Here is a 19,146-nt window from a genome sequence, read left to right as displayed (position 1 = left end):
AGACGTGAGGAAGAGGATGGCGGTCAGTAAGGTCAGCGGGCATTTGATGCTTGTTCCCCATACCTCACACCTAGCCACACGGTCGGCTCGTCCGGCGATGTCCAGTCGACTCGGTGTTTCTTGCGCGCGGGGATATTGATAAAATCGCCCACGTTCATTTCGACGATGCCATCCTCGAACTGCAACCTCGCCGCCCCTTTCAGGACGATCACCCATTCGGCCTGCCCCTGGTCATACCAGAAATCTGGTGCTGAGGCGTGACCGTGCGAGATGATCCGTTCGATGTGGACGTCGGCGGCACGAATGAGCGTCTGGACGACTTCTTTGGGCAAGTTCTGAGGGAGGTCATCGAAGATGTTCTTGACGCTCTCGCCGACGTTTTCGCCGACGTTTTCGCTGCTCGACGCCAAAGGCTGAAACCTGGGAACCTCCTGCCCATCGACTTTCACCTTCTCCGAGAACATCTCCTTGGGGCGGACCCACAGGCCGTACTCACCGTACTCTTGGCGGTAGACGACCATTTCTTCCAGCGTCTCGCTATGGCGGGCCGTGCTGACGACGGTGTACTCGTTGCCCTTGTAATGCCGGTAGCGACCGGGAGGGATGGAAGAATCGCTCATCGTAGCACCCTCAACATCTGATTCCCGCCATGCTGAAACTCATACTCCACTTGTTCGATCTGGACGTTGAAGCCTAGTGTCCTCAAGTGGTCTACAACCGACGAAACGTGACGGGATGGAACGCTTCCAAGCTCCAGTAACGGGAAAACACGTACTTCTCGACCTACACGACAGAGTTCAAGGATCGAATCGACGTGGAACCTCTGGGGAAATTGCTCGCTGTAGAGGAAAAGGAAGTGAGCACAAACTGCAACGTCGAAGCTGTCGTCCGCAAAGGGCAGTTTGGGAAGTTCGGCATCAACGTAGCGCCCTGATGCTCTGCCCACATCAAAGTCACGAAGAAACTGTGCCATCGCCGCCATTCGCCGATGCCCGAGGGCTTCCACGTCGGGCAGATCGTTGCTCCAAACGAACTCGGCAGCATTTTTCTTGGTTTGGTCAATGAAGCTTTGGAAAGTTATGTCGATCCGATCGCGAATCTCAGCGACTCCGAAGCGATAAAGTGGGTCACACGAAACGACTGACCAGCCGAGTGCCGTGGCCTCTGCATTGAAGCTTGCAGGGCCATCAGCGCAGCCGAGGATACGACCGGTCATATCGCTGTCGGTCAAGGTGAACATGCTGCGGTACTCGTCAAGCGACCGCCCCCAGGGAACAACATCATTCAGCGTGAACATTTCGCCCCCACTGCTCCATCGAGATGATCCGCCGATGGCCTGGGAAGGCGGACGGCTTGGGCGTCGATTTTTCCACAGTGCTTCTTGCCTTCCTACCACATTCGCCGCATTAGTCTCGTCAAACGACGATCTTCTTCACCAGCTCGGTCAATTCTTCGTGCGAAAACATCTTGTACTCGTTGAGTGCCGCCATGATGCTGGCCTTCGATGGCGCTTCCCCCGTGACTGCCGAATCCACTTACTCCTTGCTCTTGGATTCACGTTCCCGGCGGGCGTCCTGCAGTCGATGACTTTCGCCGATGAATTCGAGGATGAGGCAGCGTTGGGTGACCTGATCAAAGGCGGCGTCTGCGAGGCGTTAGCTTCTGAGGATGTCGGTCCAGCTCCCAACCGCTCCAAGAGCCCCGGCACGCGGATGCTTTGCGGGTCCCCAAGCAGTGGGCGAAATGCTCTAGAGCGGCGAGGGCGATCCAGGCCGTCCGCGGCTGGATAAACCCTACGCCGACAAAGAGTTCTGAACACGAGCGGTCTTCTTCGTTGCCGGCCCGGGGCAGCGATGCAAGGCTAGCGATCGATTCGAGCTGTCTAGTGTGCTTCGACCGGTTCGGTAGGACGCAGGGTGGCCTGGCAGGGTTCGAGAATAAGGTGCCCGTTGGACCGACTGACGCCCAACCGCGCGTCGAGAGCGGCCTCCAATGGGTCAGGTCCCGTTTGCCCTAACCGTCTGCGGGTCTCGCGGCGCAGCCACCAAAACCCCGAGTTCCAAGAGTAGAGATGATGGCCATGAGGTTTGCCGGTGATCGTACTGATCGATTCATGAAAGGCGGGCATCCAGGCGAGTTCTTTCTCCAGTCGCCACAAGAGTTGTTCGTCGACCCAATCGGGATCCATGCCATGAATCAAACCGTCGAGGTAGTTGGCCCCGTCATTGAGAAACCACGAGCCTCCAAAAACGTACGAACCGCTGTGCCCCTCGAGCAGTTCCCCGTCGGCTTTCGAGATCACGCGCATTCCATGAGGGCTTTGGATTCGAACGCTCGTTTCGAGATGTGTGCGGACAATGTCGTCAGGAAGCAGCTTCCGCCCGAAGACCGCGTACGTCAGGACTTCCCCGTAGAGACTGTCCTGACCAACGTGCTCCTGCTGCTTGAGGCTTGTCGCCATATAGCCCCCGGTCTTGTTGTACATGGATCGGTAGCCGTCGATCGCCCGCGTTATATCCTCGTCTGTAACTGGAAATCCTAATTCTTGCGCAGCCAGTAACGCACCGCAGTGGAATCCTTGATTCGAGGAGGGCGCGTCGTCATCGTCGTACGGAAGCTGGTCGTGATATGTCTTTAAGATTTTCTTGTCAGGAACCAGTCGCGGGGGAATGTAGAGCCCGTTCTTTTCGTGCGCGCGGATAAAATCGTAAGCTCGGCGGAGCGTCCGCGGGTCGACTTCGACCCCTGCTCTTTTTACGAGACAGGCCCAGATAAGGTAGTACTGTGCGTTGTCTTCGTAGTTAATCCGGTCAAAGAACACAGCCGCCATGGCAGCTGAGTCGAATTCGGGATTATCCAGACCGCGACTCATCCAAAACCCGTCGCTCACCCACTGCTTCCAGCCATAGCCGACGCCCGAGATGAAGAGATAATCGCTTTCGGGCCGTAGGAGATTTCTGCGCAGAAGCAAATAGGATGTATTCCGAAGAATAGCCTCGAGTGCCGAATGATTGAAGCCCTGGCCATTCGCGAGTGCTAAATGCGTGGCCAGCTGGATGTCGTAAAGCGATTTAACCGGCGAAGAGAAAATATACGTTTTGAACAGTTGGGTTTCGCCTCGCTCGATGTGCTGCCAACCATCGAACGTCGCTCGGTACTCGGTCGTAGCGTCCAAATCGCGAGGAATGGAAATCACCCGTTTGGGCGATCCATCTCCCGTTGCGATAGAAAGCGTCCGTCGTTCGACGTCGAACTTGAGAAACGAGCGATTCTCCCAAAGCCCGGGCGTGTCGCCGATGACGCCGTAAAACATGTCCCCAATTCGGTAGCCTGCCATCGGAAATGTTTGGGACGATTGTTCTTTGAACTCGGGCCCGCCGCAGCCTGGGCTGTAAGATTTTGTATTGGGTTCCTCGCCGATGAATGAATAAAAGGGGCCCGTCCCGACTGACTTCCATCCGAGGTTCAAAAAATATCGGTGGTCCGCCTTGGCCGTGACAGCGACCGTACGCTCGATGAGCCCGGGGCAAATCGAGCGAAACGATTGTTCGATAGCCAGTCCCGGTGCTTGCCCGCCGCCAAACGTCAGCGTGCCGTTCGAGTCGTCAGTTGTTTGAAAGGACACCAGCGTCTGGCTCATGGGCTGAACTACGATGAGACCGGCATTCGGTTCGATGGCCTCAAAAATTGGGGCTGTGCCATCGAAGATTTTCGCTGTCGTCCCAGCCGGCGATGATATCGCTTCGACGCGCACCTCGGCTTTGACGTCACCATGCGCTGCGAGCAGTAGTGTCATTGATAAGGCAATCGTCGTTGCCAAATTCCCCAAATGCGGGCAGTGCGAAAGCGTCGTCATGCTATTCCGATACTCTAGTGCCGAGGCATGAAGCAAAACGTTGAGCTGAGTGCATTACATACTAACAGAACTGTTCCATAATAGTTGAGTTTGGAGCGGCTCCATCGTGGCAACGGCTCGACTCGGAACACCCGGATCAATTGCATGCGGCATTCGAAAAGTGCAGCGCCCGGCGGGAGACGTTCGAAGGAGACTGGAGCGTCGTCCAACTTGAGGGGCCACTGGGAAGCAGGCCGCCGTTTAACTTGTTTAGCCTGCCTCACGCACACTAACGGCGTGAATTGAATGCTTGTCTATGCGCTCAGTACACTGGATCTGCCTTGCAAGTCGGGTTAACTTCTGGTCGCTTGGTGTTTCCGGCTTACATCTGCGACAGATCCCACGGCCCATCCACAGCCAGCGTGAATCGTAACCCCGGATGATTGTCGACGAAGTTCACCATTCGGCGGCGCTCATCAGGCGGGAGCGACATTCCCTGCTCGCCCAATGTCGACGACAGCTTTGATACTGAAGAAGACGTTGCCGAATATAACGTCCCCCGCGAGTTCATCTCGCTGCTGAGTCTGAAGTGCGCCGCCAAGATAAGCCCTTTCACGCTCTTAATCGTATCCTTGATGGGGCTATCAGCGTAGCATGGCGGACGTTCGCCACGCAAAAATCGCTCGAAGTGCAGCGTCATCGAGAAGAGTATCTAAAGCCGCCGACTACCCTCACTTTGGTCGAATCGCGGCAAGTTGGTTGCGGTCCGAAGTCTCACGGCGCCTTGATTGAGTAAATGGCTTCGTAACCGAAGGTCGACCTGCTACTGTTCGCTGGTAGCGAAGATACCTCACGCAGCCTACTGTGGTCCCGACGATGTGCGTGTAAGGAATGGCGCCGTGCCCGATAAGCGAGGTATTAGCGGATTATTCTCGCATATTTTCCAGTTAGTGACTTAGCTGGCTGCACGAACAGTGTAGGATGATGCCTGCGACTGTCGTCGGTGACGTCAGCCATTGCACACGGCGACTGCCAATCGGCCGCGGCCTTTTCCGCTGAGTGCGATTCTCTTCTTTAATTCTCTTTCAGTCCGCCATTGTCTCGACCGATGTCGGGGCAGGAAGTGCGGAGCGGCGGTGATCTCATCGCAGCGTTCTCTTGCGCGGCGCCATTGCGCCCAAATTGGGGGAGTGTGGGTAATGAAGAAATGCGTAACTCTCAGCCTCGGCCTGCTGTTGGCCTTCTCGGCGACAAGTCAGCGTTGCTGGGCCCAAGTGAAGTTCGACGGCGGCGGAGACGGCGTGAGCTTCCTCGACGGCGCTAATTGGAGTCCCGACGGCGTCCCCAACGACCCCGATCCGCTTAATAGCGGCGGGCCCCGCTATGCGATCAACGACAACGCCGTCGTCTCTTACGCGACCAGTGCGATCACCTTCGTCGAAGGCTTGGCCGTCGGCGCCGACGCCCCGATCGCATCCGGCGATTTCGGAACGCCGGGAACGCTCAATATGTCGGCCGGCAAGCTCGTCGTGACCGGAGGCGGCGACTCATTTCAAGTGGCTCGCGCTTGCTGCGGCGGCACGGGCGTCATCAATCTCACTGGCGATGCGGTGCTTGAAATTCAAGGGTCCGATCCAGGCGTCGGCACGCGCGATCGCGGCGAACTAAACATTGGCCCCAACGCGTCGGTCATCTCGACGCGGCCCGGCGGCGGTTACTGGCGCATCGGCAACTATGGGCCGGCCATCGACGCCAGCGGCAGCACCCCCAACGGCCTAGAGGGCAATGGCCTGCTCAACGTGGAAGGCTCGTTCAGCGCTCACGTTATTTTCCTTGGAGCCACCGACGGCGACGGCGAACTGCGCGTCTCCGGCAATGGTTCCGTCATCCTGACCGACAACCTGGTCCCCAACATCAATACGGATCAGCCGAATCGTTCAGCGCTGGTTCACATGATCGGCTCGACGGCAACGTTGAACGCCGTCAACCTCGAGTCCGCCAACGGTTTGTCGCAAGTCCATAACGAGTTTGAATTCTCCGCTGACTTGGGTGGCGTCTCTGAGATTAAGCTCTCCAACGCGATGAACATCACCAACAACGACCTGACGGTTAACCTCAACAACTTCGTGTTGGGTATCGGCGCCACGGAGCGGCTGTTCGACGCCGCGCCGAATCAGATTTATGGATCGTTCGCCTCCTGGGCGGTCAACGGCGGAGATCCGGCGTTCCAGTATCAATTGCTTTACGACTTGGCTGCCGGCGACGTCCTGCTGCAACGGATTCCCGAGCCGTCGACGCTGGCGTTGTTAGGGATCGCGGCGATTGGCGCAGTCTATGGCCAGCGCCGTGCGCTGCGATAGAGAGAGCGGCTCCGAGGGTATGAACCCTCCAACCTGCCGTGACGTTCGATGCTGACACAAAAGGCGGCCGCCCTGCACCGCGGGACGGCCGCCCGTCAGTCGGAGGCTCGCGCGACGTTGGAATGCGAGCCCGCCGTGACGCCCCCGATCTGGGCTGGAGGAAGTCATGAAAGCGATGGATTCAACAGGGGCAACCCTCCCGCGAGTCACGACGAACGCCAGCGCGGGGTCCCGGGGGTTCACGCTCGTAGAACTGCTCGTCGTGATCGCCATCATCGGTACGCTTGTGGCCCTCTTACTGCCGGCCGTGCAAGCGGCTCGCGAAGCTTCGCGACGAACCGACTGCAGAAATCGGCTGAAGCAGATGGGCTTGGCCATTCAGAACCACGCCGTCGCACAACGCGTGTTCCCTACGGGAGGAACAGGCGTCTATCCCGACATTGCCAATTTCGTTTCGGGGGGCCGTCCGTTCGGTCCTGACAAGCAAGGGCTCAATTGGTGCTACCAACTCCTCCCGTATCTGGAGCAAGGCGCCATTCAGGGTCTCACAACGCAGATTCAGTTGCAGGCCCAGTCGATTCCGTTGTACACCTGCCCTTCGCGGCGTTCGCCGTCGGAGGCGTCAAGCAATTCGACCATCCTGGGCGATCAGAAAGTGTTTCTGATCGACTACGCAGCCGCGCAGCCCTGCACGGACGATTGCGTCACAGGCAGTCCGGGCTGCACTCCCGTTCGCTACCAGCCATCGGCTGCCGTCCCGCTGGCGAGAGACGGCTACACGAAGAACCAACCGTCATTTTGGGGCGGCAAAAACGGCGACGTCGCGGGCAATGTTGCGAAGGACAACCAGGTCTACGACGGCGTGATCGTCCGCAGTGCTTGGGATTACTCGACTAAGACGTTCAAGAACAATCCAAAGCCGGTGTCGTTCGCTCAAATCACCGACGGCACAAGTCACACGTTCTTACTCGGCGAAAAGTACGTACGAGCCGATTTGTACGGCGGGGGCAGCAAATCAGATGACAAAGGGTGGATCGACGGCTGGGATCCCGACGCTATTCGTTCCACCTGCTTCCAGCCCTATCAAGACGGCGATGGGGCCGGCTTTCAGTTCCAACCTCAAAACAGCCCAGCCGATCTCTTTGGAATCGATCGCGACGTTTACTACTTTGGGTCGGCGCATCCCGCCGGCTTCAATGGCATATTTGCCGATGGATCAATCCGCGGACTGGGATATGACGTCGACGTCACGCTGTTCAATGCACTTGCGACGCGGGCCGGAGACGAAGTCGTCGACGACTCGGTGGCGCATTAGCGCCGCGCCATTGGCGATGAATTCGGCGAGCGCGCCGGCCCAGTTACAAAGCGACGGCAAATTCAATCAAGGATACGCACTATGATAACGTCACGACTTCTCGCGAAACTGCTAGCGAGCTTTGCCTCGATCTTAACCCTGACTGGCTCCGCCCCAGACTGCTGGGCGGTCTTCGTCTACTTCGACGGCAGCTTAAGTTCCGACTTTCAAGTCGCCGCCAATTGGAGTCCTGAAAACGGCCCCGGAACCAACCTGATCGATATCTACGGCGTCGACGACGGCCTCTCCGCGACATTCACCGACGGCTTCGTCCAGGTGAAGGGGCTGCGCGTCGGGTCGGCCGCCAAAGAGCATCAAATTGGCGACACCCACTTCGGTCGGCTGACAATGTCCGGGGGGACGCTCGAAGTCATAGGCTCGGGAGCGCAGGGCCTCGTCGGCGTGGGTCGTGAACGGGAGAACGTCATCGACGATGATACGAAAAAGGGAGGCGAGCTGATCATGACCGGCGACTCGATCCTCCGCGTCAACGGGGCCATCATCGGCGAACGAACCTTGGGTCTTCTGTCAATCGGCGCCGATGCAATTCTCGAATCGCGAACCTGGGTGGCGTTTGACGAGCCTGCCCATTTCGGCGGAACCGAAGATTTGCGCATCGGCAACTACGGACCTGCGTTCGACGACTTCGGCGCCGAGCCAGGGCTCGATGGTCGCGGGCTTGTCGACGTGCAGGGCGCCCTCTTCGCGAAAGATCTCCTCATGTCCGAACATGGCGCCCAGGGCGAGCTGCGGCTATCAGGCGGAGCCGTTACGCTGAACGGCGCGCTCATTATGGACCGCTGCGAAAACTGCCTGCCCAATCCGGAGCTGCTCGCGCAGCGCGCCGCCAAAATCACGATCGTCGGCTCCGGGGGAGCTTTTGCCGTCGGCGTCGATCCCAATCCACTGATCGTCGATCCGAATCCGCCGAGTCGCGATCTGCTCGCCTCGTCTCCCACGGCGATTTTCTCGTTTATCGCTGATGCGGGGGGCGTTACCCCAATCACGCTGGCACAGAACATCGGCGAGCCGTCGGGTGGCGCCGAGATCCAAGGCGCGCAGCTGCAGCTCAATCTTGACGGGTTCTCCTTCACGCCGACGTCGACGCTCACGCTTATCGACGCAACGGCGCTCAAGCTGCTGGGGCAGTTCGGCTCGGTGACCTTTCTCGGTGCAACGACGGCCACGGTCAACTACGACCTGGCGAACGGCGATGTCTTTCTCAATAACTTTCAGGCCGCCGCGACTGCCGGCGACTTTGATCTCGATGGCGACGTCGACGGCGCCGACTTACTGTCGTGGCAGCGAGGATTCGGCATCACCGGCACGGCCACCGTGGCCCAAGGCGACGCCGATCGCAACTACAATGTGGATGGCGCGGACCTCGCCATCTGGCGGCAGAATTTCGGCTCAGGCGCTTCCGCCCCATCAATCAATGCAGTGCCCGAGCCGGGCGCCGGAATTCTTACGATTGGAGTCGCCGCGGCACTTGGTTACTGGAAACGGATTCTGTAGTGGGCTCGCCATAGCGGCCGCGCAGCCACCTCTACTGCTGGCGGGCCGTCGATTGAGCAAAGACTTATCGCCGTCCGGCGAGCGACAGCTCTGGCATTGCTGGGGCCCGGAGCTTGGAGCTCGACGCGTGCCGTTCACCTTTTCCCCGGTCTCCGGCGCTGTCGTGGCAACCTAAGCAGCCGAGCGATCGAAATCTCAAGCGGCTGCTCGCCGACCGTGGCGGAAGGCGAGTACCCAAAGCACCAAAGTCGTCGAAGAAGTTTCGGAACGAAATTTTGTTGTCGGTCTTCAGGACACGATCACTCTTGATCGCCCGTTCCATGCCGATCTCAGACGTCCGCCAACCACCTGAGGCAGGATGATATGACCTTCCCTAAGAGTCCACCGGGAAGATTGTATTCTCGGACGCTGAACGAGAAGTGAGGCCCTGATCACGGAATAGCCTTGCGCCGACCTTGCCCCTTGGTACAGCGCCCAGTGCTTGGATTCGCGCTCCAGGAGCGGACTCACTGAAGGGGCTGCTTCAGACCTACTCCGCAATCGCCGCTTGGGGGACGGCTTCGTACGGATCGGCGTGCTGAATCTTCGTTGCAACACCCTTCGTTCCCGGCATGATCTCGAAACGCGGGTCGAAATCGACCATCGTCGAAGCAAGCTGCTGCAATACGGCGACGTCCCCATCGACCGTAGCGGTTCCATCGGCAATCTGGGCTTCCAGCGTTTTGGTTCCCATCATCGTCTGCTCCAGATCCGTCCGATTAATCGTGAGCGTCAAATCCGGCGAAGGGGAAAGAAACCCTTGGATGTTCGTCAACGTGGCATTCTCGAGCTCGATTAAAAACTTCTCGCCGTTATCCGGCGTGATGAGATTGATGGTGAACCTCATGCCTTCCGCTTTACGGCTGTCCATGCGAATGCCAAGGAAGTTGAGGAACAACTCTGTGGACATCGCCCGAATGACGTCGGGGCTGCTGGAGTCAGCCGTTTGTCCTGCGGGGATGCCCGATCGCAGTTCGTAGGCGGCGGCCAGGTAGCTGTTGCGTAATCCTGGATTCTCCTGTTGGTAGCCGATCTGTTCGAAAACATCCGCCAGCAAGTCCTTGGCATCCTGATTGTGCGGTTCGGCCAGCACGAGCTTGTTGAGTATCTCTTGGGCGTGGAGGTACTTTCCTTCGTCATGGAGCTCGCGACCGCGCGCTAGTATCTTTTCCGCACCGCCCATCATCTCGACGTAGAGGGGCGCTGAGTCGCTCGGCGATAACGGGATGAGCGTCGTCGGATTGCAATCCCAGAAGCCGAGGAACCGCTGGATGACGCCTCGGCTGTTGTGTTCGGGCGAACCGTGATAGCCGCGACAGTCCCACTTGGACAGGATGCTCTTGGGCGTCTTGTACACGTTATGAATCTCGTTGATCGTCACGCCCTGGTTGGCGAGATGCAACACTTGGTTGTTCATATTGGCGTACAGGTCGCGCTGTCCGCGCAGCACTTCCTGAATGCGCGCGTTGCCCCAGCGCGGCCAATGATGAGATGCGAACATCACTTCGGCCTCAACGCCGAAGCGGTGGAGCGCCTGGTTGATGTACTTCGACCAGTTGAGAGGATCGCGGACCGGAGCGCCGCGCAGCGTGTAGATATTGTGCAACGACGCAATCACGTTCTCTGCCATCCACAGTGCTTTTAGTTCCGGAATGTACGTGTTCATCTCCGTCGGGGCTTCGGTATTGGGCGTATCTTGGAAAATCATCCGGACGCCGTCGACGTCGATCTCCTCGATCGCTTGCTCAATCAATCTGTTGGGGGCCAACAATCCGATGGCCCCCGAGGATACTGCTTGCCCCAGTCCCTGACCGACGTAACCATGAGGGCTTGCCGGCAGCAGGAGGCCGTATTGGTAGAACAATCGCCGGTTCATTGCATTGCCGGCATAAACGTTCTCCGAGATTGTGTGGACCATGAAGTTTCGGGGAGCGATGATGGGAATGTTTCTCTTCTTCACTTCCTCGTCGTCGATGATGCCGCGCACGCCGCCCCAGTGGTCGGCATGCGAGTGCGAGTAGATCACGGCCGAAACTGGAAGCCCCTCCCCCACATGCTCTTGAAGCAGATTCCACGCCGCCTTGGCAGTTTCCCCTGAAACCAACGGGTCGATCACAATCCAGCCCGTCTTGCCGCGCACGAACGAGAGATCAGACAGGTCAAAGCCGCGCACCTGGTAGATGCCCGGAATGACCTCATAGAGTCCGTAGTTGTTGTTGAGCACCGACTGGCGAAGCAGCGAGGGATGGATGCTGTCGAACTCTTCTTGCTCATGCAGAAACTGGAACCGCTCCATGTCCCACGCGACGTGGCCTGCGTTCGCCATGATCTTGAGCTCTTTCATCGGAGCGATGAAGCCCTTCTTCTGCTCTTGGAAGTCGCGAACGTCGTCAAATGGCAGCGTCGCTTTGGCTTGTTGCAGAACGTCCAGCGTGAATCGGGAGGGCGATTTGCCTTTGGGGTGAAAATGCCCCTTCAAGGGAACGGGGGACGTAGCCCTTGCCGAGTTCGAATCAACGGTCCAGCTGCCCGCGATGGCGAAGGCGGCGCCGACTGCTGGCAGAGATTGGACAAACTGTCGTCTGGTGGTCATCACGAGGTCCTACGCCAAGAGGTCGAGCGAGCAAGAAGTTGGTCGCCGAAGCACTGCCGCTATCCGAAGAGAGGCACGCAGGTGCGATTCAGCAGGTCGAGCTGATACTGTAGCACTAACATTCGTTTTGTGAACGAAGTCCAAAACAGAGTTAAGTTGCCGTCAATCGATAGGTCCGAGAGAGGTTTCCACAGATCATTCACAAATCGAACGCCAAGCGGAACGACGGAAATCGCCGTGCGTCGAGTGGTGCGTTGAAGACTTCCGCGTAGCGGCGAAGCACGACCTCTTCACTGGTCCCTTGCCGATAATTACTAGACGAGTGAAATAAAGTTCCCGATGCGCTTGGTCGGCCTCTTGGTAACTTTCGGGACGGCGTCCTAGCGCCTAGGAGAACAACTTAGGACGATCCAGTCTGGGCGCCAGTTTCTCATTTCATCTCAATATCGAAAGAGGCGTCGCTCCCCTCTTTGTTGACGTCAATCGTCAGCCCGCTGGTTGCACTCTCTCGATAGGATGCGGGAATATCCTCGCGGGTAGGAGGTCCAGGATTCTTTCCCACGGGCCCCAGGCCGGGATAAAACAATGGGGGCGTGACGGCCACGCGATAGCTGCCGATCGGTAGACCGGGCACGTTCACCGATCGGATCGCTTTGTAAATTCCCTGTTCATCCGCGTCAGCGGCAATCGTTAGTTCTTGCGCAGTAGATTCAAACACCACCACGGCATGGGGAACTGGCTTCCCTTGATAGGTCACGCGGCCTTGGATCGCTCGATAGGGCTCCGGCGCTTCACCGCAACCAAATGCTGTCCCCAGCAGCAGCCCGATCGCCAACCTAGCGACGGGATTCGATGGTCTGATGGCGTTAGTCATCGCTGAAAACATTCCTGGCCAAGCGACCGGTGAGCGTGTGATACAGTCTTGGAAACGGATGCCTGGCCCCCCGCGTTATGCCGGCGGCGCCCTAATGGGAACATCCAGCATCGCGAACTAGGGAGATTTACTTGTTGTCGCTTCATCGTCTCGATTGACGAGATTGTAGAGGGCGGGAACTTCCAGCCCTTCTTGAAGAAACGTGACGGAACCGTCGGCAAATACCGATTGTACTCCTCCGGGATGCGCCGATAGCAGCGGCGTATTTGGTGCACACAGGCCCGAGTTCGTACCCTTGATTCCTAAGAGGGTCGATGAGTCTTCATTGAGTTCGTATAGAACCACTGTGAGATTAAAGATGCGCGGGTTGTCGTTCACCGGTCCAGTGACGAACGAGTGGAAGCAGTCGGACCGACAGTCGACCGGTTGCCCATTAGCGTCGTGGCACCAGTTCGACTGTTCAGCAACCGCCATCGTGTTGGACGTTCCATCTGTGACTTGCTTCAGTTTCACGCCGCCGCCTTGACCGTTCCGAAACTTGAAGGAGGAAGGGAAGCAGCCGCCATCGGAGAGCCATCCGCAGTCGCCATAGCTGCAGGGATTCTTGCGCGTTGTCGTCGGATGCTGAGGATCTCCCTTTGCTCCAGCCAGCGCGACGTAATTGGGACGGGCAATCCCCGCTAGCGAACCGTCCTGGGTGACTCGGGGCAAATCAGACGAGGTGCAGACCATGACCTCGAGCTCGCCTTTGGCGGCAAGGAGATTGACGTTGGATTTTTGGACTGCATCGCTGTAAAAGAGTCCTCGGACATCGAAATTTTGCCGTATCACCCCTTGTTCGAAGTAGGGAAGCGTGTGAATCCACCAAGAAGGATCAGTTTGGTAGCCGGAGCCACTGGGCTTCTTGCCGCCGGGCGGCAGTTCTCGCAAAGCGCTCTCGTAGTTTAGGATTGCCAAGCCAACTTGACGGAGATTATTGGCGCACTGAGATCGGCGACTTGCCTCTCGTGCGGCTTGGACCGCTGGCAGAAGCAAACCAACGAGCGTACCAATGATCGCGATGACCACTAGCAACTCAACTAGAGTGAATGCGATTCGCTCAAGCCCAATGGCTCTTCTGGCGGCCATGTTACCTCTGAGGCTAAGAGTGCTAAGCAACATACCCCATATGGGTTGAGCCGGAATACGATCTAGGCTCGCAATTCCTCACAGCTTAACATTGCCCACCAGACTCCGTGCCTAGCGCGTGGTGATTTTCTGTGGTTTTCCGACTTCGGTCCCGCTCAAGCTCGCCTTGAGGCCCTTTGTGATGTGGCTCGTTTGCTGGGCTGAACGAAGTGCCCCTTCCCGCCGTCGAGTATATCGTCTTGCCGCAGCTACGGATGGGTCAGACGCCGGAAAGCGAGCAAGGGGCGAGCAAGCAGATGTTAGCAACCTACAAAGGAAAGGGCGACTTCGCCTGACCGCAGGGCAGCGTCACGACATGGATCAAGCGGAGTCGGTCGCCGAAGGCCTGGCGCCCGACTGCGTCGTGGCCGACAACGAGTACGACAGCGATCTGCTCCGCTTGACGATCCGCCGCCAAGCCGCAATCGGGTGGAGCGGTTCGTCAACCGCATGAAGCATTCTTGCCGGGTTGCCACCCGCTACGACAAGTTGGACCAAAACTACGAAGGGTTTCTTTGCCTTGCGGCTCTCTTCGTAGGCCTCAACTAAGTGTCAACGCGACCCAGTAGCGCGCGCTGCACCGGTGGTCTCGGTTTAGCGGTAACAAGACTGCAAAAGTTGCGGTGACCTGGACTAAGTGGTTGCCTAAAAGTACTGCCAGCGGTGCGATCGACCCGATCTGAGAGCGGATCAGCTCGCCGAGCGTCGCGCTGATGAGTCAGCCGGACGATCCGTCGACGAATGCTTGAAACTCGGTCCTGATCGCCTCGATGCGACAGTGTGGCTGATGGCTGGGCTCGTATTGCGTGCGAACGCCCCGCAGCGAAAGCGCACTGCGAAGATCAGCGTTTGACCCTTCCGGCCGTCGTGATCGGCAATCAACCCCGAGGTCGCCGCGCTCATGGTCAGCGCCAAGCTCGGTAACAGACGTCCAGGGCGGACGCTTAGTTGATTGCCCATGACAACCAACCGCCGCAGTTCGCGGCGCCCCGCCTAACGAACAGCGGCCACCGTCGAGGCCGCATCGGGAGACTCCTATGCTACCTGCTACCGGTTACGCCCTGCGCGACGAAAACCGTCCCTATGCCGATGATCCGGCGTGGACCGCGGTAGAAATTGACTTCAAGCGCGCCGACCATCCGTTGCGCACCGAGCGCGTCTTGCAGGGGCTGGTGTTTGACTACGTGAGCTTGCACACGCTCGACCTATCGATCTGCAGCCCCGAGCCGCCCGACGTGAAGTATCTCGACGCACTCGTGGAAGTTGCTCACGAGAACGGAGCCAGCGCGATTACCGATCACCTCGGCTTCACGCATGGCGTCAAGGGCGGCGCAGGAGTGGGGCATGTCATGGCCCCGCCCTTCACGCAAGCCTCGCTCGATGCGACCTGCCGTAACGTCGAAGTCATTCAACGTCGCTTTGGCGACTTCAAATTCTACGTCGAGAATCTTGCGCATTTCTTCGCATGGCAAGGCGAGATCGATGAGATCGCCTTCATGACGCGAGTGCTGGAGCGTACGGGTTGCGGGCTCCTGTTGGACGTCACAAATTCGTACGCCAACCAGTTCAATTTCGGCGATAGCACGCAAGATTTCATCCGAGCCGTCGTTCCTGCCGCCAATCGCGTGCAGATGCACTTGGCCGGGGGGTACTTCGACCAGCGCTGGGGTCGCTACGTCGACAGTCACTCCGAATCGATTCCAGATGACGTCTGGTCGCTGTATGAGGAAGCGCTCGCATTGGGTTGCGGCAAAGTCGACGCCGTCTTTATCGAGCGTGATTGGAAGTTCCCGTGCGAGCAAGGGTGGCGCAATGAAGTCCACCGGGCGCGGCATCTCGCCGAACTCGTTCACCAGCGGTCCTCAACCGCGGAGTACGCAACATGAGCGCCTACGAACGATCGTTAGCGGATTGGTCGGAAGAGCTTGGCGCCGGACGCATCGGGCAAGTGCTCGAGAGCCTAGCCGCGGGCTCGTCGCGGCGAGACGTCGAACGATTTCTCGAAAACTCACTCGGGGAAAGACGCAGGATGCTGGTGGAAGAAGTCGACCTGGCGGGGCTCGCGTTTGAGAATTTCGAACAACTGGTTGACGATTATCTTGCGATGACGCCGCGCCGGACGTTTCAACTGGATGAGCGCGAACCGCAGCGATTTCTCCGCTGGCTCCGCCAGCGATCGCTGACGCCGCAGCAAGCGGACTTCGTTTCCTATCAAGAATCAGAGTACGCCTGTTACGAGCTGGCGCGCACCAATCGTCAAGCTCATCTCACGTTCCAGCGCTTATGGACCCGAAGCCGCGTTCTGGCGAACGAGACGATCGAGCTTTCCGACTACACGCCCGTAGTAAATCCGATCTGCGTGTGGTCGCGATTGGAAGTAGCGACGCTGGCGGTCAGCGCCGCTTCGCGAGGAGACGTCGCATTCTTCGCGGTCGGATCGCAGATCTTGACGCTTTGGCCGACTGAGCGACAGCTGCAACTGATCGCGTCGCTGCTGGAACTCGGGGCGACAGCCTTCGCGGCCTGCGGCGCTGCAGCGTCCGATCTTGAGCGACAGGCTGTCAAGGAGACGGCGCTTGAACTGATTGCCGCCGGCTTCCTGGCATTGAATCCGAGTTCCGAAGCTCCCCGCAAAGAGGGAGAAGCAAGAATGAAACATTTGGGCCAGTAACACGCTTAACAACTCGGAGCGTCGCGTTATCAGCTTCCTCGCGACGACGCTCCAAACAACAACCTGAGGAAGCTTCAATCGAGTTCTGACTCAATCCCGTCTCCTTCATTGACGCGAGGCGGATGCGAAACAGATGCTCAGAAAGAGGATGTACCATGTCACGTCTTGATGTCATTCGCGCTTGGAAAGATTCGGCCTACCGGGCAAGCTTGTCGTCCGAGCAACTGGCTGGCCTGCCGGCTAATCCTGCCGGCGCCGTTGAACTGACCGAAGCCGAAGCGGCGACGATCAATGGCAAGCTGGCTCTGGCGGGCTGCAGTAGCTGCCACGGCTCGCGTGGTTGCAACGTTCGTTAGCCGGTCATTCGCGGACCGTCCGATCGTACCATACGACGGCGGGTCGTCCTCGCGGATGACCCGCCGTCGTGTTCATCTACTAACTCAAGCAACCCGAGAGAAAGAGCGGCAGCGATGACCAGGCGCCAAAGAAACATCGGCATGGTGGACGCTGAAGGCGCGCCCACCGGCGTCGCCCGCACAGAGAGTGACCTGTCGACCGACGTGACGCTTGACCAATGGCTTGGCGAGTTGAGCGCTTGCGAACAAACGCCGACGGAAGCATTTCACGGCGGACTCGCAATTTATCAGACGCCGGACCTGCTCAGACTCTTTGCGCTCCCCGTCAGCGCCGCTTGCCAGCAGTTGCGCGACAGCCTGCATGCCATTGAGAACGGCGGTGTTTTCCTGCCCGGATCGGTAACAGTCATCGAAGCGGAACTGCTCAAACATTTACACAGTCGTCTGAAACAGATCTCCGAACGCACCTTAGCCCTGGAAATGCAAGTGGCTGCCCTTCGGGGCGAGTTACAGGGCGACTCTCCAGCGGCCCGCTTCGATTCATTCACCGCACGTCTGCAGTGCCCGCAAGCGGTTCGGTCAATTCTCCATGAGTACCCGATCTTGGCCCAACAGGCGCTTTATTGCATCAATCAATGGGTGCGCTCAAGTCTCGAATTCATGCGTCACTTGGCCGCCGACTGGCGTCTCCTCCAAGAAACCTTCGGATTCGCTAATGAAGTGGGCGATTTGGTGGAACTCAAGGGCGATGCCGGCGATCGCCACTCCGATGGGAAAGCTGTCATCATCCTGCGCTTCGCGACTGGCTTCCGTCTGGTCTACAAGCCGCGCTCCCTAGCCGTCGACCAACGCTTTCAAGAGCTGCTCGGCTGGTGCAACGCGCGAGGCGCCAGCCCGCGGCTGCGCACCTTGCGCGTCGTTGACCAAGGAGATCACGGTTGGGTTGAATTCGTCGAGGCCAGGAGTTGTCGCTCGTTGCGGGAAATTCGCCGATTTTATCAACGTCAAGGTCTATACCTGTCTTTGCTGTACGTGCTTCAGGCGACGGACTTCCATTTTGAAAACTTGATTGCTGCGGGCGAGCATCCCGTGCTGGTTGATCTGGAAACGCTTTTCCATGAACGGCTTCCCGGCACGGTAAGCAGCCCGGCAATACGGGGCATGTCCAACTCCGTCGTGTCCATCGGCATTCTCCCGCGAGTCTCCTACTACGAAGGATTTGACAAAGGCGTCGATTTCAGCGGACTTGGCGCCCTCACGGGCCAAGAGATTGAAGTACCGACGTACGAGTTTCAGGCGTCTGGTACTGACGAGATGAGGTTAATCCGCGTCGAGATGCATACGCTGGCTGGCAAACACCGCCCGACGCTGGCTGGCGCCGACGTTACGCCGGCGGATTTTCGTGGTGAACTGATTGGCGGCTTCACCCGCATGTATCGGCTGCTGCGGCGGCATCGCGCTGATCTCGCAGCCGAGGATGGTCCCTTGGCGGCATTCGCTGACGTCGAGACTCGATTCATTGCGCGTGCGACGCAGATTTACGGGCTGTTGCTGGAGCAGAGTTTTCACCCTGATTTTCTGCGAAGTCGAGCGGCACGCAGTGCATGGTTTGACCAACTATGGTCTCAAGCGAACGACGCGGCCGGGCTTCGCCCTCTCATCGCCGCCGAACGGGCCGAGTTGGAACGCAACGATATTCCACTGTTTCATTTGCGCCCGGGATCCCGCGACCTGTGGTCCTCGAGCGGCCAGCGCTTCGCCAATTACTTTCCGCGAACCCCGCTGGAAACGGTTTGCGAACGCGTCGCCGCGCTGGGACCCCAGGACTTTGCTCGTCAACGATGGCTTTTGTGCGCCGCCGTTGCCAAACTCGAGCCGACGGCTCCGGCACTCCCGCAGCGCCCCATCACGAACTTCAAGCTGTTGCAATGCGCGACGACGAACCCGGAGGCATTCGCTTTGGGGGAGCGACTCTGCAAGCTCGCTTGGCAGAACGACGATGAAGCCGGTTGGCTTGCCATACGGCAGAGCGGCCATGGATGGTTCGTTGACGCCGTTGGATTGGAGGAAGGGGGATTGATCGAGATTGCCAGGTATCTGGCCAACCTCGATCAGCGGACGCAAGCATCGCGATACGTCGACCTTGTGACGAAAACGCTTCGCGGGATCAACCTGCTTCTCCTCGACGAGGTGAAAGATCACGGGAGTAGCCTGCCCGCGCGCGTCGCTACGCTCGCGCGCTCGCTGGACGGCTACGGGGACGCGAAACTGGCGGTCGAATCCTCTCGACTGACGCGATTGCTCGGCGGCGTCGGCCGCTTGCTCTCTCCCAATCCCGCCGTGGCTTAGGCCTTGACGCCGGGCCTGACTGACCTGGCGCTC

The 19,146-nt window shown here is 58.6% G+C and carries 16 protein-coding genes; 9 read left to right on the top strand and 7 right to left on the bottom strand.

The window, feature by feature from the left end; genetic code table 11:
* Positions 1–32: 32 nt before the first annotated feature.
* From I41_RS18790 to I41_RS18775, 4 genes are all read right to left on the bottom strand, one after another.
* Positions 33–620, bottom strand: a complete 588-nt coding sequence (locus I41_RS18790) for a DUF1653 domain-containing protein (protein WP_145434471.1) — start codon at positions 618–620, stop codon at positions 33–35.
* Positions 617–1,297 (bottom strand): class I SAM-dependent methyltransferase, encoded by a 681-nt coding sequence (locus tag I41_RS18785; protein ID WP_145434470.1) that lies wholly within the window; start codon positions 1,295–1,297, stop codon positions 617–619. The genes I41_RS18790 and I41_RS18785 overlap by 4 nt, the downstream gene beginning before the upstream one ends.
* 585 nt (positions 1,298–1,882) lie before the next feature.
* Positions 1,883–3,640, bottom strand: coding sequence for a hypothetical protein (locus I41_RS18780; RefSeq protein ID WP_145434469.1), 1,758 nt, complete (start codon positions 3,638–3,640; stop codon positions 1,883–1,885).
* Positions 3,641–4,217: 577 nt separating this feature from the next.
* Complete coding sequence (locus tag I41_RS18775; RefSeq protein WP_145434468.1) at positions 4,218–4,535, bottom strand: hypothetical protein; 318 nt, start codon at positions 4,533–4,535, stop codon at positions 4,218–4,220.
* A 499-nt stretch (positions 4,536–5,034) separates the two neighbouring features.
* Here I41_RS18775 and I41_RS18770 point away from each other — a divergent pair, with 499 nt between their 5' ends.
* The 3 genes from I41_RS18770 (at position 5,035) to I41_RS18760 (ending at position 9,064) form a co-directional block, all read left to right on the top strand.
* Complete coding sequence (locus I41_RS18770; RefSeq protein WP_145434467.1) at positions 5,035–6,195, top strand: PEP-CTERM sorting domain-containing protein; 1,161 nt, start codon at positions 5,035–5,037, stop codon at positions 6,193–6,195.
* Between the two features lie 166 nt (positions 6,196–6,361).
* Positions 6,362–7,510 carry a DUF1559 family PulG-like putative transporter gene (locus I41_RS18765; protein ID WP_145434466.1) on the top strand — a complete coding sequence of 383 codons (1,149 nt, stop codon included), beginning with the start codon at positions 6,362–6,364 and terminating at the stop codon, positions 7,508–7,510.
* Positions 7,511–7,591: 81 nt separating this feature from the next.
* A complete protein-coding gene (locus tag I41_RS18760) occupies positions 7,592–9,064 on the top strand; it encodes a hypothetical protein (protein WP_145434465.1) in 1,473 nt (490 codons plus the stop codon).
* Between the two features lie 529 nt (positions 9,065–9,593).
* Here the strand turns inward: I41_RS18760 and I41_RS18755 are convergent.
* From I41_RS18755 to I41_RS18745, 3 genes are all read right to left on the bottom strand, one after another.
* Positions 9,594–11,696 (bottom strand): alkyl/aryl-sulfatase, encoded by a 2,103-nt coding sequence (locus tag I41_RS18755; protein ID WP_145434464.1) that lies wholly within the window; start codon positions 11,694–11,696, stop codon positions 9,594–9,596.
* Positions 11,697–12,126: 430 nt separating this feature from the next.
* Positions 12,127–12,570: a carboxypeptidase-like regulatory domain-containing protein gene (locus I41_RS18750; protein ID WP_145434463.1), complete on the bottom strand. Its 444-nt coding sequence runs from the start codon at positions 12,568–12,570 to the stop codon at positions 12,127–12,129.
* 117 nt (positions 12,571–12,687) lie between these two features.
* Positions 12,688–13,698 (bottom strand): DUF1559 domain-containing protein, encoded by a 1,011-nt coding sequence (locus I41_RS18745; RefSeq protein WP_168207010.1) that lies wholly within the window; start codon positions 13,696–13,698, stop codon positions 12,688–12,690.
* Between the two features lie 209 nt (positions 13,699–13,907).
* Here I41_RS18745 and I41_RS28335 point away from each other — a divergent pair, with 209 nt between their 5' ends.
* The 6 genes from I41_RS28335 (at position 13,908) to lanM (ending at position 19,113) form a co-directional block, all read left to right on the top strand.
* Positions 13,908–14,033: a hypothetical protein gene (locus I41_RS28335; protein WP_261342430.1), complete on the top strand. Its 126-nt coding sequence runs from the start codon at positions 13,908–13,910 to the stop codon at positions 14,031–14,033.
* Between the two features lie 20 nt (positions 14,034–14,053).
* Complete coding sequence (locus tag I41_RS28150; protein WP_246133701.1) at positions 14,054–14,191, top strand: hypothetical protein; 138 nt, start codon at positions 14,054–14,056, stop codon at positions 14,189–14,191.
* 583 nt (positions 14,192–14,774) lie between these two features.
* Positions 14,775–15,623, top strand: coding sequence for a DUF692 domain-containing protein (locus I41_RS18735; RefSeq protein WP_145434461.1), 849 nt, complete (start codon positions 14,775–14,777; stop codon positions 15,621–15,623).
* Positions 15,620–16,408, top strand: a complete 789-nt coding sequence (locus I41_RS18730) for a hypothetical protein (RefSeq protein WP_145434460.1) — start codon at positions 15,620–15,622, stop codon at positions 16,406–16,408. Before I41_RS18735 ends, I41_RS18730 begins: the two co-directional genes overlap by 4 nt.
* A 155-nt stretch (positions 16,409–16,563) precedes the next feature.
* Positions 16,564–16,764 (top strand): mersacidin/lichenicidin family type 2 lantibiotic, encoded by a 201-nt coding sequence (locus I41_RS18725; RefSeq protein ID WP_145434459.1) that lies wholly within the window; start codon positions 16,564–16,566, stop codon positions 16,762–16,764.
* 114 nt (positions 16,765–16,878) lie between these two features.
* Entirely contained in the window at positions 16,879–19,113 is a 2,235-nt protein-coding gene (gene lanM, locus I41_RS18720; protein ID WP_145434458.1) for a type 2 lanthipeptide synthetase LanM, read from the top strand.
* Positions 19,114–19,146 lie beyond the last annotated feature (33 nt).

This window comes from Lacipirellula limnantheis (assembly GCF_007746075.1).
GTDB classification, from domain to species: Bacteria; Planctomycetota; Planctomycetia; order Pirellulales; family Lacipirellulaceae; genus Lacipirellula; species Lacipirellula limnantheis.
Note: the sequence above shows the minus strand (reverse complement) of the source record. Positions and strands in the feature narration are given on the sequence as shown.